At 40.1% G+C, this 17,335-nt stretch carries 9 protein-coding genes; all 9 read right to left on the bottom strand.

All coding sequences use genetic code 11. The features are described 5' to 3' along the window. Positions 1-212: 212 nt before the first annotated feature. A complete protein-coding gene (locus tag WKI42_RS02055; RefSeq protein WP_368081054.1) occupies positions 213-1,517 on the bottom strand; it encodes an RsmF rRNA methyltransferase first C-terminal domain-containing protein in 1,305 nt (434 codons plus the stop codon). Beyond that, a complete protein-coding gene (locus WKI42_RS02050; RefSeq protein ID WP_368081053.1) occupies positions 1,518-2,291 on the bottom strand; it encodes an inositol monophosphatase family protein in 774 nt (257 codons plus the stop codon). After that, entirely contained in the window at positions 2,281-2,559 is a 279-nt protein-coding gene (locus WKI42_RS02045) for a UPF0223 family protein (protein ID WP_173275014.1), read from the bottom strand. Before WKI42_RS02045 ends, WKI42_RS02050 begins: the two co-directional genes overlap by 11 nt. Further along, a complete protein-coding gene (locus WKI42_RS02040; RefSeq protein WP_000631257.1) occupies positions 2,559-2,960 on the bottom strand; it encodes a Spx/MgsR family RNA polymerase-binding regulatory protein in 402 nt (133 codons plus the stop codon). Before WKI42_RS02040 ends, WKI42_RS02045 begins: the two co-directional genes overlap by 1 nt. 316 nt (positions 2,961-3,276) lie before the next feature. Then, positions 3,277-3,894, bottom strand: a complete 618-nt coding sequence (locus WKI42_RS02035; RefSeq protein ID WP_368081052.1) for a TIGR01906 family membrane protein — start codon at positions 3,892-3,894, stop codon at positions 3,277-3,279. After that, the gene (locus WKI42_RS02030) at positions 3,884-4,657 is read right to left on the bottom strand and encodes a TIGR01457 family HAD-type hydrolase (RefSeq protein WP_368081051.1); all 774 of its coding nucleotides are present in this window, start codon (positions 4,655-4,657) and stop codon (positions 3,884-3,886) included. The genes WKI42_RS02035 and WKI42_RS02030 overlap by 11 nt, the downstream gene beginning before the upstream one ends. Positions 4,658-4,666: 9 nt before the next feature. After that, positions 4,667-5,404: an acyl-[acyl-carrier-protein] thioesterase gene (locus WKI42_RS02025; protein WP_368081050.1), complete on the bottom strand. Its 738-nt coding sequence runs from the start codon at positions 5,402-5,404 to the stop codon at positions 4,667-4,669. A 4-nt stretch (positions 5,405-5,408) separates the two neighbouring features. Continuing rightward, the gene (gene hemW, locus WKI42_RS02020) at positions 5,409-6,539 is read right to left on the bottom strand and encodes a radical SAM family heme chaperone HemW (RefSeq protein WP_368081049.1); all 1,131 of its coding nucleotides are present in this window, start codon (positions 6,537-6,539) and stop codon (positions 5,409-5,411) included. 175 nt (positions 6,540-6,714) lie between these two features. After that, complete coding sequence (locus WKI42_RS02015; protein ID WP_368081048.1) at positions 6,715-17,295, bottom strand: YSIRK-type signal peptide-containing protein; 10,581 nt, start codon at positions 17,293-17,295, stop codon at positions 6,715-6,717. Between the last annotated feature and the right edge of the window lie 40 nt (positions 17,296-17,335).

Below are 17,335 nucleotides of genomic sequence, written 5' to 3'. Positions count from 1 at the left end.
TCCTTGAAAATAATGGTGAATGCTGTGAATTTTTTCAACTATTTATTTATGTTTTTCTTTTGAAAATTGGGAGCTAACTGACGTTGCTAGCTTGGTTTTACTAGAAATTTGCTCAGTTACCTTCTCTACCAATTTTGACTTAAAATGAAAAACAATTTGAAAAAAATCCATACTTCCACTATAACATAGACAAGCTACTTTGACTAGCATTTTCACTTGAATCTGAGGCCCTTTGGAAAATAATTTTTCAAAACATTTCCAGTCACCTTAGCAAAGCCCAAACCATTTCCTTGAACCAAAACTTGGTACCAACCATTAGGCAGACTTTCCACCAGCTGAACGGTTTCTCCAGCCACATACTTTACAAACGCTTCTTGGTCAATTGCAACAGACTGCTTGACCTGACTCGGTTTCAAGGCTAGACCAAGAGCAAAACTGGGCTCAAAGCGTTTCTTCTTAAAGGTACCCAGATGCAGGCCATTGCGAGCAATCTTGAGTTTCCCTAAATCTGGTAAGAGTTCTGGCAGGAGATAGAGTTGGTCTCCAAAAGTCTGCAAGATTCCCCTTAGATTGATTTTCAAATGTTTTTGGGCAAATTCCTGCCACAAGGCAACTTGTTCTCTGCTGAGATTGCTCTTACTTGCCTTACATTTTGGTGCTAGATTTTCACCTTTAAACTGTAGATGGGCTACAAACTGTCCCTCTCCCTTAAACTGATGAGGGTACATCCGAGCCGTTTCTGGCAGGTCAATACCAGCTACCATTCCATTGATATGCTCTACTGGCAACAAGTCAAAATCATACTCTTCCAGTAGCCAATTGACAATCTCTTCGTTTTCCTCGGGGGCCCAGGTACAGGTTGAATAAACCAAACGACCACCTTCAGCTAGCATGGTTACTGCATCTTCCAGAATTTCTCTTTGCAAACTAGCACATTTACTCGGATAATCTAAGCTCCAATAGTCCATAGCATCTGGTTGCTTACGAAACATCCCTTCACCAGAGCAAGGGGCATCCAGGACAATAAGGTCAAAATAGCCTTTAAAGACCTTGGCCAAGCGGTCGGCAGATTCATTGGTCACCACGACATTTGTCGCTCCAAAGCGCTCCATGTTTTCTACTAAAATCTTAGCCCGTTTGCTTGAAATTTCATTGGAAACAAGGAGACCCTCCCCTGCTAGATAGGCTGCCAGCTGAGTTGATTTTCCACCCGGTGCAGCAGCCAAATCCAAGACCTTCATCCCAGGACTGGGCTTGGCTACCTGAGCCACCATCTGAGCAGCGGGTTCTTGCGAATAAACCAAGCCAGTAGCATGCTCAGGCGATTTCCCTGAAACCTTCCCATAGTGTCCCCAAGGGGTTTGAGGAATAGCATCAGGAAAGGAAACTGGCGCTTCTTTTAAAGGATTGACCCGAAAGGCCGAAACCGCTTCCTCCTCAAAAGAGGCAAGAAAATCTCTTGCCTCATCCCCTAGTATCTCTTCATATTTTTCAACAAATCCTTCTGGAAATTGCATTTAAGTTCTTTTCCTTTCGTAAATATAGGACTGAATTTCCTCCTGCATCTCAAGAGGTAGCATCATGACCGGTTGTCTGGTTTGAAAATCAAGAGGTTGACCAGATAGGGTCACAACCTGATAGCCCAGACTTTCCCCTAAAATACTAGCCGCAGCATAATCCCATGGTTGCAGATAGGTGACATAGGTCAACAAACGCCCTGACAAAATCTTGGCAAAACTAATGGCCGCACTCCCATAAACACGAACACCAAGTACTGCTCGACTCAAATCAGCCAAGCCCCATTCGTTGGTTTCCAGCATGCCACTATTTCCCGCAATGAGAAAATCTCCAAGTGGTTTGGCTTTAAAGGGAGCTAGGAGCTTATCGTTTCGGCAAACCGGAAATTCCCCACCACCGTGGTAACAATCCCCTTTGATTACATCATAAATCAGACCAAACTGTCCCTGACCATTTTCAAAATAAGCCATCATGACAGCAAAATCTTCCTGCTGAGCCACAAAATTATTGGTACCATCAATGGGATCAATGACCCAAACCTTGCCCTCTTGAACCGAGGCTCGCAGACAACCTTCTTCAGCACAAATCTTATCCTCAGGATAACGAGACAAAATCTCACCAACCAAGAGCTCCTGAACTTCCTTGTCCAGTCTGGTCACTAAATCTGTTGGAGAGGACTTGGTCTCAACACGCAAGTCTTCCTGCATATGGTCAAGGATGTACTGGCCCGCCCTCTTGACAAGCTCTTTGGCAAATTCAAATTTACTTTCCAAGAGAAATCTTTCCTTCCCCTTTTTCCTTGGCAGCCTGAACCGCTCGGTAAAGCGAATAGCCACTAACTGTTTCAAATTCTCGTCCCAAACGTTTTTCTTCGCTCTTACTTGGCACAACCGCTTTGAATCCCTTATAGGAGCCCAGTAACTTTTGAGCCTCTACCTTGCCTTCATAGGCAGCTTCAACATCATTAAAAAAAGAAAGCACTGAAGCAAGTTCTTCAGTGCTCCACGACAAATCTAGTGGGTAACTATACTGTTTGTTCATTAACTAATACCAGCTCTCATTCTTGCTTCTTTTAGCTCTTGCTTACGGTAACTACGAGGGAGAAAAGCACGAATCTCATCTTCATTAAAACCGATCTGCATACGTTTAGCATCGATAATAATTGGACGACGCAAAAGACTAGGATACTGCTCAATCAAATGAAGTAATTCCGATACCGAAATACTTTCTACATCAATATCTAATTTTTGAAAAATTTTTGAACGAGTTGAAATGATGTCATCAGTACCATTTTCGGTCAAGGAAAGGATGTGTTGCAATTCTTTTCTTGTTAAGGGACTGGTCATAATATTGTGTTCCACAAAGGGCACCTTATGTTTTTCTAACCAGGCCTTCGCCTTACGACATGATGTACAGCTCGGTGATAGAAATAGTGTAATCATGCTTTTCTCTTCTTATCTATACTTTGCTACTTCTATTATACAAAAAAATAAAGCGCTTGACTAGGGATTTTTAGAAAAAAAAGCCTATTTTTCAAGAAAAATAGACTGTTTGCGAACGATTGAGGCAATGTAGATTTAGTTAATTCACTCTTATACTCTTCGAAAATCAAATTCAAACCGCGTCAACGTTGCCTTGCCGTACTCAAGTACAGCCTGCGGCTAGTTTCCTAGTTTGCTCTTTGATTTTCATTGAGTATTAACGATAGTTTCAAATCACATACCTAATTTATTTATTCAAAATAAGAACATCTTAGTATTATTTCCTACGACTTTTCAGGTATAGAAAACCAAAGAAGCTTTCATAGAGGGCGAAAAAGAGGAGGAAGGCATGGAGGAAAAAGGTCTCTGGCAAAATCAGAATAACAGGATCCTTGGCTGGATCAAAAAGCCAGGTATCATCTCCCACAAAGAGAATTTGATGGAAAAGAGTAAAGAATTGGTCAAAACCAATCAAAACTCCCCCAAGCCCAATCAGTAAAGGCAAAACCACTAGAGCCAAAAGCCCTTTACTAAATAGAGACAAGAAGCCCTTTTTCACAATTCCTTTGACAAAGACATAGAAGCTTGGTAGTGTCACAAGGGCAACTAATTGAACTAGGTGAAAGAGGTTCTTCACCACCGCAAAGTGGTGCAGACCAGCTGCTGACGAACGAAAATCTGGCATCTCTAGGACCTGGCTAAAAGGATTGGTCAGGTAATTCATCAAGATATGAAAGTTGTACTGAATGGTTTCTGGTTTTAAATAGACCCGATTTGTTAAGTTGAGCCACTGAATTTCCAATGGATAAAAAATCCAAGCCAGATAAATGGTCAGAAGGATCGAGAGGGAGAGGAGAAAGAGCATAGAGCTCCAAAAGGTCAGTTTAGTTTTCATCAAAATCCCACTCCGCAAGGCTAGAAACCACATGAGTCGGTGCGATTGGCAGGTCTGCTACTTCTTCTGCCTTGGTAAAACCTGTCGTCACCAAGAGCGTTGGAATGCCATTGTCAATCCCTGCTCGAATATCAGTCAAATAGTTATCTCCAACCATAATCAACTCTTCACGTTTCAAGCCTAAGTGCTCAACTGCCTTGTCCATGATGATGGCATTTGGTTTCCCAATATAAACAGGCTTCACTCGTGTTGCCACTTCAAGAAGCGTAATCAATGAACCAGCACCTGGCAAAAGACCACGCTCTGTCGGAATGTTGAGGTCAGGGTTGGTTCCGATAAAGTGAGCACCCTTTTGAATGGCAAGAGTTGCTGTCGCAAATTTTTCATAATCAACTTGCCAGTCCAGACCTACTACCACATAGGCAGGATTCTCCTTGTCTTCCACATAACCAGCCGCCTTGATGGCTTCCTTGAGGCCTGCTTCTCCGATAACATAGACGGTCTTTTCAAGCCCCAGGTCATTCATATAGTCGATGGTTGCCAAAGTCGCTGTGTAGACAGTCGATAGGGGCGTATCGATATTAAAATTCTGAGCCAGCATCTCCTGAACACTTTCTGGAGTGCGAGTTGTATTGTTGGTCACAAAGAGATAAGGGATGTCCCGCTTTTGCAATTCATGAATAAAAGCCTCTCCTGCTGGAATTCTGTCTTTCCCTTTATAAATGGTTCCGTCTAAATCAATTAAATAGCCTTTATATTTCATACTTTCTCCCTAATCCTTTTTTATTTCTTGCCAAGCGATGATAGCTTGGGCATTGATAACCCCATCACTTGTAATTTCATGCTTGCTTTCCAGTCCAGTTCGTTCAACACCCGATGTAATCACCCCACCTGGTCGAACTTCCTTGACATACTTGAGGTTGATTTTCTTGGGAATATACTGGGTCAAAAAATCCGCTCCCATGACCTCAAAAATCCAGTCCAAGTATTTACTGTTATTAACATGACCATTCATATCCAAGTCGTAAAAACGAACATGGTAATCCTTGCTGATTGGCTCTTCCAAAGACTCATACTTTGGGCCACGGATGAGTTTTTTATCAAAATCAGACTGGTAAGGAGCCACAATCTCAGGTTCGACAGCATGGACTTTTCGACTGTCTCGGTCCATTAAAACAAAGGTCGCCATCATGTGGATGAGTTCCTGCCCTGCTTCATCATAAATGGTAAAGCGACGGTAGCAAAAAAGTCGATTGTAGCTCAGGGCTTCCGTTTCGATGATAATTTCTTCCGCAAAACGAGGCAAACGAACCACCTCGATATCGTATTCTGTGATAATCCAGACCAGATTATGCTCTTCTAAAATAGCCTTATCACTAACTCCCAGTTCAATCGACTGCATCCCTGAAACTTGCAGGGATAGCAAAATCACATCTGGAAGCTTGATATGACCATTCATATCAGCCATATCAAAAGGAATCTTCATTTTCATTTGATAAGTTAAGCCCATGATCCTACTCCAAAATAAATCGTTCTGCTACGGTATCTCCTAAAAAGAGACCTCTCTTTGTCATGCGAACTCGGTCACCCTCTATTTGCATGAGACCTTGTTGAACCAAGTCTCTGACAATTTGTCCATAAAGGCCCTCAAAAGACCGTCCGAATTTTTCCTCAAATCGTGTCATGGAAACCCCTGATTTCTTACGGAGCCCCAAGAACATTTCTTCTTCCATTTGCTCTTTTTGGCTCAGGTGCTCTTCTGTGATACGCGCATTGCCTTCCTCAACAGCACTGAGATAATGACGAATCGGACCATGGTTTTTATAGCGAATACCATTGACATAACCAGATGCCCCAGCACCAATGCCATAGTATTCAGCATTGTCCCAGTACATGAGATTGTGGCGACTTTCAAAACCGGGTTTGGAGAAATTGGAAATCTCATAATGCTCAAAACCAGCTCGCTCCAACTCCGCGATGATGTACTCAAACATCTCCGCTTCCAGTTCCTCCTTAGGCAGAGGCAATTTCCCTCGTCGCATCCGATTCATAAAGACCGTATGATTTTCCAAAATCAAGCTATACAAACTCATATGAGGAATATCCAATTCAATGGCTTTAGCCACATTTTCCTTGACCTGCTCCATAGTCTGGCCAGGCAGCGCATAAATCAAATCGATGGAGATATTGTCAAAACCAGCTAATTTAAGACGGTCGATATTTTCATAAATATCCTTCTCCAAATGACTGCGCCCAATCTTTTTCAGCATCTTGTCATCAAAGGTCTGCACGCCTAGAGAAACACGATTGACAGCCGAGTTCTTCAAAACAGCAATCTTATCCGCATCCAAATCGCCTGGATTGGCTTCAATGGTCAACTCTTCCAAGACTGACAAGTCCAAGTTTTTAGTCAAGCCATCCAGCAATACCTCCAGTTGCGGAGCCGACAGGGCTGTCGGTGTACCACCACCGATATAAAGAGTTCGCAACTTTTGAATATCATAAGAACGAAACTCTTCCAGCAGATGCTCCAAATAGCTATCAACTGGCTGATTCTTGATGAAGACCTTTGAAAAGTCGCAATAATAACAAATCTGGGTACAAAATGGGATGTGCACATAGGCGGACGTTGTTTTTTTCTGCATAGTAATTATTATACCACAAAAGCGAACAATACTTAGAATTCCCTTTAACAAAATCCTAGCATTGTTCGCTTTCTTTATCTAAACATTCTTTGTATTTTATGACGAACACGATTCCCAGAACCAATCTAGTTTGTCTTTACAATCCAAAAGAATGAATGTTCATTTGACTAAATTTTTAGTCTTCTTTTTTCTTTCCAAGAGCAAGTCCGAGACCGCCTAGCAGACCAAGAAGTCCTAGAGATGCAGGAGTCGCATTTGATTCTGTTCCTGTATTTGGCAATACATTTTGAGAATCATTTGACTTAGCTCCACTATCACTATCACTAGCATCTGTAGTATCTTCATGATTTTCATTCGGAGTAACTGCATCTGGAATTGGAGTTGTTGGTGCAGGTGTATCTTGATCAGAACCTCCATTAGTAGCAGGTGTGACTGGAGTTACTGGAGTGACTTTACCTGGTGTTACCTTAGCTGGAGTTTCTACTGGGACTTCTACAGCTGGTTTACCTGGTTCAGTAATCTTACCTGTACCTGGAACTTTACCGTCTGGTAATTCACTGTTTGGTATTGTAGCTTTTCCGTCTTGTCCAATTATTACGACAATTGGTGTGCCATTCTTACCTGGAATTTCTACCTTCGTTCCTGGTGGATATGTTGAACCATCTGGTTTCTTAGGCGTTACTGTAACGTCACCTGTATTTGGATCTTGATAAACATCTAGTGTTGGTATCTTACGGGCTGGGGTTGTTACAATTACTTCTACAGGATCTTTTCCTGGTTCCGTAATCGTGCCTTTTCCTGGTTCTATTCCATCTGGTAAATCTTTATTAGGTATAGTTCCTTTTCCGTCTTTTCCAATTATTACGACGATAGGTTTACCATTCTTACCTGGTATTTCTACCTTAGTATTTTCTGGATATAGTGTTCCATCTGGTTTCTTAGGTGTTACCGTCACATCCCCTGTATTTGGATCTTGATCCAACTCTACTGTTGGTGTCTTACGAGCTGGGGTTGTTACATCCACCGGATTAGATGGTTTCTTACCTGGTTCTGTTACGGTTCCTTTTCCTGGTTTAGCTTCTTTTGGAAGTTGATCATTTGGAACTGTTCCTGATCCATCTTTTCCGATTGTCACAATTATAGATGTTCCATTTTCTCCTGGAATTTTCACCCTAGTACCTTCTGGATAGGTTGTTGTTCCATCTGGTTTCTTAGGTGTTACCACAGCATCTCCATTTGGTTTTCTTGTAATTTCAATCTTACCTAGTTGGTCTGTTTGTGGAGCATTAGGATCAATTTTCCCAGGCGTCTCTACCTTCACTTCAACTGTTGGCTTACCTGGTTCCTTAATCCTACCTGTTCCCGGAGTATCTTCATCAGGTAAATCATTATTTGGAACTGTTCCTGATCCATTATTTCCGATTGGTACAACGATTGGTTTGCCATCTTTCCCTGGAATTTCTACCGTAGTTCCTGGTGGATATGTTGAACCATCTGGTTTTTTCGGTGTGACAGTGACATTTCCTGTAGCTGGATCTTGTGTCAGCTCTACTGTTGGAGTCTTACGAGCAGGTGTTGTTACAGCTACTGGTTGTGATGGCTTCTTATTCGGTTCTGTTACAATTCCTTTTCCTGTAATATCTTCTTTTGGAAGTTTATCATTTGGAACTATTCCTGAGCCATTATCCCCAACCGTTACAATAATAGATGTTCCGTTTTCTCCTGGGATAACTACTTTGGTTCCTGTTGGATATGTTGTTCCATCTGGTTTCTTAGGAGTAACTACTGCATCTCCATTTGGATTTCTTGTAATTTCAATCTTACCTGGTTGCTCTGTTTGAGGTGCAAGTGGATTGATTTTACCTGGTGTTAGCACCTGAGCTTCCGTAGTTGGTTTTCCTGGTTCTGTAATCTTACCTATTCCAGATACATTTCCATCTGGTAAGTCGTTATTTGGAACTGTTCCTTTTCCATCTTCCCCAATTGTTACGACAATTGGATTTCCATTCTTACCTGGTATTTCTACCTTCGTTCCTGATGGATATGTTCCTCCACCTGGCTTCATAGGAATCACTGTTACATCTCCAGTTTTTGGATCTTGATCCAAACGTATAGTTGACGGCTTACGAGCAGGCGTTATCACATCCACTGGTTGTGATGGTCTAGCTCCTGGCTCTGTTACTGTTCCTTTTCCTGGCACTTCATCTTTTGGAAGTTTGTCATTCGGAACTAATCCAAAACCATCTTTTCCGATTGTCACAACAATAGGTGTTCCATTTTCTCCTGGAATTTTCACAGTTGTTCCTGGTGGATATGGTATTCCATCCGGTTTCTTAGGTGTAACAATCGCATCTCCATTTGGTTTTCTTGTGATGTCAATTTTAGTTGGTTGTTCTGTAGCTGGATGATTTGGATTGATTTTTTTCGGTGTTTCTACCTTAACATCTACCTCAGGTTTACCATCTTCTTTAATCTTACCTGTTCCTGGAGTATCCTCATCAGGTAAATCATTATTCGGAACTGTACCTTTGCCATCTTTGTCAAGTGTTACTTCAATAGTTTTTCCATCTTTTCCTGGAATTTCTACCTTAGTATTTTCTGGATACAGTGTTCCATCTGGTTTCTTAGGTGTTACCGTTACATCTCCAGTTTTTGGATTTTGTTCCATTTCCACTGTTGGTGTCTTACGAGCTGGTGTTGTTACAGCCACTGGTTGCGATGGTTTTTTATTCGGTTCTGTTACTGTTCCTTTTCCTGGTACTTCATATTTTGGAAGTTGGTCATTCGGTACTTCTCCAAAACCATTTTCTCCTATCGTTACTACGATGCTTGTTCCATTTTCTCCTGGAATTTTCACCTTAGTATCTTTAGGATAGTTTGTTCCATCTGATTTCTTAGGTGTTACTACAGCATCTCCGTTTGGTTTTCTTGTGATTTCAATTGTCCCTACTTGTGCTGTTTCTGGCGCACTAGGGTCAATTTTTTTCGGTGTTTCTACCTTAATCTCTACCTCTGGTTTACCATCTTCTTTAATCTTACCTGTTCCTGGAGTATCTTCATCCGGTAAATCATTATTAGGAACTGTTCCTGTTCCATCTTTTCCAATTGTTACAGTGATTGGATTTCCGTTTTTACCTGGAATTTCTACCTTAGTTCCTGATGGATATGTTGTTCCATCTGGTTTCTTAGGTGTTACCGTTACATCTCCAGTTTTTGGATCTTGATCTAATTGTAATGTTGGTACCTTTTTAGCTGGTGTTGTAATATCCACTGGTTGCGACGGTTTTTGATTTGGTTCTTTAATGATAGCTGTTCCTGGTACATCTCTTTCTGGTAAATCACCATTTGCAACTGTACCTGAACCATTTTCACCGATTACTACATCAATCGTTTTCCCATCTTTGCCTGGGATTGTTACCGTAGTTCCTGTAGGATAGTTTGAGCCATCTATTTTCTTCGGTGTTACTGTAACATCTCCAGTGCTTGGATTTTGAGTCAACTCTACCGTTGGTGTCTTACGCGCTGGTGTTGTTACATCTACTGGTTTTGATGGTTCTTTGTTTGGTTCTGTTACGACACCCTGTCCTGGTACTTCACCTTTTGGAAGGTTGTCATTTGGTACTTTGCCTGAACCATTTTCACCTATCGTTACTACTATTGTTATTCCATTTTCACCTGGAATTTCTACCTTCGTATCTTTAGGGTACGGTTTCCCGTCTTGTTTTTTCGGTGTAACAATTGCGTCTCCATTTTTCTCACGTGTAATAGTTATTTCCACAGGTGTTTGTGTTGTAGCAACTTTTGGATTTGTTCCGTTTTTCTTTTCTTCCTCATCCGAAATTCCATCATTATCATCATCCGTATCTGTCACATCTGGATCTCCATCTCCATCTGTATCACGTTGAATAATAACTGGTACTTCTACACGTATTTCTTCATCCCCATTCTTCACTTTAACTGGAATGTTTACTTTACGTTCTTCATCACTACCCCAATCTGTTACGCTTGGTCTTCCTGTTAATTTACCATCTTTATCAACACTTAATCCATTGACTGGGTTTTCTGTTGTAATTGTTGAACCGTCTTTATTCGGTGTGACAACTTTCGGTAATGTTGAAGGAACTGGTGTCTTTTCTGTAACTTTAGTTGGATCTGAAACTTTTGCAGTTAGGTTGTTTGCATTTTTCGGATCTGTTCCATTCGCTTTTTCAACCTCATCTGGAATTCCATCGTTATCATCATCTTTATCTATAACATCTGGCTCTCCATCTCCGTCTGTATCACGTTGGATTGTGACTGTTACTGTTACTTCCTTTACTTCCGGTACTTCTTGTTTACCATTTTCTGTGAATTTTTCTACAACTTTAGTAACTTTAACCGGAATGTCGATAGTGCGTTCTTCTTCATCTTTACCCCAATTATTTACTGTTGGTGCTCCTTCCAGTTCGCCTTTATCATTGACTTTTAGTCCGTTCACTTGTCCTGAACCATCTTTTGGATTTGTTACAATTGTTGAACCTTCTTTATTCGGAGTTACAACTTTCGTTGGAGCTACTGGTTTTTTCTCCTTGACTTTGTCTGGATTTGTAACTACCACTTCTAAGTCATTTGCAGCTTTTGGATCTGTTCCATTTGTATCCTCTACAGTGTCTGGAATTCCATCGTTATCATCATCTGTATCATCAACATCTGGGATTCCATCATTATCTGTGTCACGTTGGATTGTAACTGGAACTTTTACTGTAGTTTCTTTATCACCATTTTTGACTTTAACCGGAATTAAGATATTACGTTCTTCTTCATCTTTTTTCCAATTATCTACTGTCGGTGTTCCTTCTAAGTTACCATCATTGTTAACTTTTAAGCCATTCACCGATCCATCTGGAGCATCTGTTGTAATTGTTGAATTTGGAATATTTGGCGTTACAACTTTTGTTGGAGTAACTGGTTGTTTCTCTTTAACTTTAGTTGGTTCAGCAACTGTTGCTGTTAAATTATTAGGAACTTTTGGATCTGTTCCATTACTTTTCTCTACATCATCTGGAATTCCATCATTATCATCATCTGTATCTAAAACGTCTGGTGTTCCATCTCCATCTGTATCACGTTGGATTGTGACTGGAATATCAACATTAACAGTTTCCGTAACAGTTTCTTTACCATTTGCCGTTACTTTTTCAACATCTTTTGTAACTTTAACTGGAATGTTGATAGTTTTTTCTTCATCATTGCCCCAATTATCCACTGTTGGAGTTCCTGTTAATTTACCTTCTTCATTAACTGTCAGTCCATTCACTTTTCCTGAATTGTCTGGCGTAGTAGTTGTAATTGTTGCGCCTTTTTTATTTGGTGTAACAACTTCTTTTGGAGTGACTTCTTTTTTATCCAACACTACATTAGGTTCTGTAACTTTCACACTTAGTCCGTCTGCAGTTTTTGAATCTGTTCCATTTTTCTTTTCATCTTCATCTGAAATTCCATCGTTATCATCATCCAAATCGTCTACATCAGGTATTCCGTCTCCATCTGTGTCTCGCTGAATTGTGACTGGCACATGTACAGTAACTTCCTCTTTTGGATTTCCATCTTTTTCTCTTGTAATTTTAACAGGGATTGTGATATTACGTTCTTCTTCTCCGCCAACCCAGTCATTCACAGTTGGTGTTCCTTCTAATTCACCATTTCCATTCACTTTCAGTTCCTTTACTGGTTCTGATGGCTCAATTGTTGCATCCGATTTATTCGGTGTTACAACTTTTGGTAAAGGTGTCGGTACTGGAGTTTTTTCTTTCACTTTAGCTGGAACTGTAACGATTCCTGTCAAGCCATTTGCTACTTTTGGATCTGTTCCATTTCTCTTTTCATCGTCATCTGAAATTCCATCGTTATCATCATCTGTATCTGTCACATCTGGATTGCCATCTCCGTCTGTATCGCGTTGGATTTTAACCGGTACACTTACATTAGCTTCTTCCGAATCCTTCTTAACTTTTACTGGGATAGTAATATCACGTTCTTCTTCACCTTCACCCCAAGAGTCTACTTTTGGAGTTCCTGTTAAACTTCCATTATTATCAACGGTTAATCCATTTACAGAAGCTGGTGTTTCAATCGTTGATCCTGTCTTATTTGGTGTAACAACTCCTGGTTCAGTCACTTGTTTATTCTCAGTAACAGTAGATGGTTTTACTGCTCCTGTTAGACCATATGAGGTTGGCTTGTCTGGTTTATCAAAAATCTTTGGATCTGTTCCCTTTGCCTTTTCTTCCTCATCCGTAATTTTGTCACCGTCATCATCTGGATCTGTAGTGTCTGGTTCTCCATCTCCATCCGTATCACGTAAAATTGTAACTGGTACGCTTACTGTGATTTCTTCGTTTCCATTCGTAACTTTAACTGGAATTGTGATAGCACGTTTTTCTTCGTCTTTGCCCCAATTTTCTACTTTTGGCGTTCCAGTTAATTTACCTTCTCCATTAACGGTTAAACCATTTTCTGCTTTTTCTGTTGCAATCGTTGAACCCTCTTTATTTGGTGTGACTACTTTTTTGGATTCGACTGCACGTTTCTCCAAAACTTCATTTGGTTTCGTAACTTCTGCTGTTAAATTCGTAGGTACACTAATATTCACACTAACGTTATCTCTTGTTTTGTCTGGATATTCTACCACAACAACTGCAGAAACTGTTTGCCCGCCTTGACTCGTATCTGGTGTAGTTAACCAAGTATATTTTGTTCCTTGTGGAAGGTCAGTTTTATTCGCAATACTATCCTCTGCCTTAGGTACTGAATTTTTAGGAACAGTTTGGTCTTTTCCTAATGGGTTATACTGCTCATTTTGCCCTTTGACTACAATTTCAATTGTTTTCTCAGCCTTATTATCATTTTTATCATAAGCTGTAATCGTTACTTTGGCAGTTCCAGGTGTTCCAGTTGGAGTTCCTACGATTTTACCATCTTCGAATCTTAGTCCCTCTGGTAAGCCTGTGACTTCGATTGGAGTATTTTCACGCAGACCAACTCCACCATCATTATCTTTAGCTGTTACTGGAATTGGCGTAATTTCCTCACGACTTGTAACTGTTGCCCCATCCGCCGAAATAGTTGGTCCTATCTTGTCACGTGGAGTTACAACAAATGAGAAAATCACCGGTTTAGCCTTGTTATTTGCATCATCTGTTGCGTTAAATATAATTGTATTTTGCTTACCAACATCTTCTGCTATAGTATTAATTGTAACTTCGATTTCTTTTTCTTTTTCTGTTTCTTTTACATACCTAGTCGATACCAGTCCAGGTGTACCAGGTGTGTTAAGTCTTCTAGATTGAAATGCTTTCGTTAAAAAGTCAGTACTTGTTCCAGTCAAGTCAAAAGTTACCTTTTTATCATCTCTTGCTGTTACTGTAAATGTTATAGTTCCACCTTCTACCACCGTTACATTATTAGTCGATAGAGTTAAAACTGGCGGCTCATTATCTGGTGTTTTCGCTGTATCTGTTGCCGGATCTGAATCATCACTCGTTCCATTTTTTGTGATAGCTGTTACAACTGTTTCATTTTTTACTTTTTCAGCAGGGATTGTGATTTCACCTGTGTCTGCATTGATTTGAATTTCTGGATCACCTGAAGTCCATTGACCAAATTTGTCTTTCGTTCCCACTACTTCTTTTGGTAAACCATCTTCTCCTGTGTAAGTAACCGTGATTTTATCTGCTTTTGTTGGATCTTGTGGTTTGGCTGTTACAGATCCATCCTCTTTTGCTACTACTGTTGGAGTTGCTGGTTTTGGTGCTTTTGCAGTTTCTGTTGCTGGGTCTGAATCAACACTATTGCCATTTTTTGTGATGGCTGTTACTACAGTATTATCTCTTACCTTGTCAGCTGGAATTGTGATTTCACCAGTTTGAGCATTAATGTTTACACCTGGATTGTTCGCAACAGTCCATGTTCCATCATTTCCTTTATTTCCTACTACCGTTACATTTGTTCCATCTTCGTCTTTATAAGTAACCGTAATTTTATCTGCTTTGGCTGGATCTTGTGGTTTGGCTGTTACATTACCGTTATTTGGTGCAGTTAAGATTGGTTTTTCTGGTTTTGGTGCTTTTGCAGTTGCTTTGGCTGGAGCTGATTCATCACTGTTTCCATTTGTTGTAACTGCTGTTACTTCTGTATTATCTTTGACTTTATCAGCTGGGATTGTGATTTCACCAGTACTTGCATCGATTTGAACGTCTGGATTACCCGTAACAGTCCACGTTCCATTTCCACCTTTATTTCCTTCAGCCGTCTTATTAGAACCATCTTCTCCTGTGTAGCTAACTTTAATTTTATCTACTTTCGTTGAATCTTGCGGTTTAGCTGTTACAGATCCATCTTCTTTTGCTGTTGCTAATGGAGCTTCTGGTGTTTTTGCCTTATCCTCTGTAACATGAATAGGTGCATCTACAATAAATGTTCCACGTTCTGGAATAATGACTTCCACTTTACCATACACAGGTACATTTGGTGCTGTAGGTCTTGATACATCTGGATCTTTAAACCAACGGTATGTTGTACCAGCAGGTAAGTCTTTTGTATTAGCAATACTATTAATAGCAGGTGGAACGACACCTTTATTAGTTGTTTGCTCTTTAGATACTGGTTTAAGATCATATTTAGCTGCTTCGTCTGGTTTCAACGGTAATACACCGATAATTGCATTTTCACCAGTTCTATAGCGTCTATATCCACCCTCTGTATATCCTCCATAAGCAAGGAATGGGTCATTGGCTAGACGTTTTTTTATTTCGTCAAGCATAGGGTTATTGGTGTTTTTATCCCCCCAATCCGACATAATGCTATTATTTAGGTCATCTCCGTCAAGAATTTTAGTTTTGAAAGTGATAATTGAACGTTGCCCAGCAACTACGTTCATTCTATCTTCTATAACACCTCGAACAAGATTGTATTCAAGACCATCTTTACGAATCCCCAATATATCACTAACACGAGAAAAGGCATCGTTGTCAGGCTCTGTACCATCTCCGCTATTTTTACGATAAATATTAAACCTCCAATTAGTCAGTCTAGTACCAGCCTCTGGGTTTATATATTTAAGCCATCCGTCTACATTTTCAGTATAAGCCGCCCCTGAACGTCGGACGCCATCTTTTACATAAGCACGAAAAGTTGAGTTTTCATACTCCCATGCTGTTGCACTAGCATAATCCTTATGGAAAGTCTGTTTTCCATCTTGGTATTTTGTATAAGTAAAGTCATAAGGATCTCCTACTGTACGTGGAATCGCAAGTGAAATTTTTTTAGAAACACCAGCCAGTCCATTTGGTCTTGGACCTGAATCTAATATCCAATAATAATATTTATCCCCATTATTTTCAATACGCATTTCACGATAAGCACGAATATTGTCATACGCTTGATCAGCAGTTCCTTTACTTACGAATGCATATTGTTTCGTATCTGGAGAAAATACATCACGGTGCGAATAATCAATCATCGGGTTTTTAATCCAACCAACCCCGAAGTCTGTTACTTTCGTGTTACGTACTGTACTTGTTCCACGACCAACTTCTTGACCATTCTTTTTGATAACAGTTGTAACAACGGCATCGTTTACCATTAAGTTCGTATCAACATTGACTGTGAAGTATCCATTTGATTGTGATCTAGTTGTGTATTTTCTTCCGCCGATTGATACTTCTACATCAGCTTCTGCCGCTGTATATCCATCAACTTGTGCAATTCCTGCTAAACTATCATTAAAAGCTACTGTATCTGTTTGTTTTACTGTAGTAGTAGTAACAGTCTGTCCATTAACCACTAATTCAACAACATCTCCAACTTCAATACCTAGGGCATTTAATTTAAAAGCTCCTGTATCGTCTAGTGTAGAAGTCAATACAGTTGTGCCATTTCTTTTAATCTCAATTGTTGAAGATGGCGTTGCATATCCTGTAATAAATCCAGAGTTGGCTACAACGATTCCTAACTCACCACGTTTGGTATTTTTATCAATAGGTGCTGAGCGAAGATCAGATCCTTCTTCCATGGTTTCGCCATTACGTGAATCACGAGACCCAGTATTGACAATCGTATTTTCACCTTCTTTTAAAACCTTCTTAGGCGCATTTATCTTAGGCATCGAAGATAAGACAAAAATCTTCTCATTAAGTTTTTTAGCGATTGCATCAATTTCAGCTTGTGTCAATTCAAGACTATTGTTATTAAGCACACTATTAGCTGCTTCTAAATCTGCCTGGATTGCGGCAAGGGTTGAATCTGGAGCTTTTTCCTTATTGACCTTATCCAAGAGTTCTTGAACTTTTGTAATATTAGCCTGTAATTTAGTCTTATCTAGTGTTTGTTTTTCAACTACTTCTTTATCAAGGGCAGTAGTCTCGTTTTCAGATGCATTCTCAGTTGAAGTTTCAGGCAGTTTCTCAGATAAAGTCTCAGCCGGATTCTCAGCTGTGCTTGGTGATTTTTCTTCTTTATCTGTAGTTAGAGAATCTTCTGTTTTAGGCAAATCTACTATTGTAGCAGTATGAGCCTCTTCTTTATCTGGGATAACCGGTGCTTCAGTAGTATCTGAAACTTGAGCAGCCTCAACTCGAACAGCCTGATGCCCAGACAAAAACATCAATGCCGCAACAGCTACTGAAGCAGCACCAAAGCTATATTTACGAATCGAAAAGCGCAGTACCTTTTCACGTTGCTGTCGATTTACTTTATATGAATTCGTTTTGTGTTCCATTTCTTCTCCTAAGGAAAATATAATAAAAAAGCAATCTTTC

The sequence above is a fragment of the Streptococcus pseudopneumoniae genome (assembly GCF_038148935.1).
Classification (GTDB): Bacteria; Bacillota; Bacilli; order Lactobacillales; family Streptococcaceae; genus Streptococcus; species Streptococcus pseudopneumoniae_U.
This window is presented reverse-complemented; position numbering and strand designations above follow the sequence as displayed.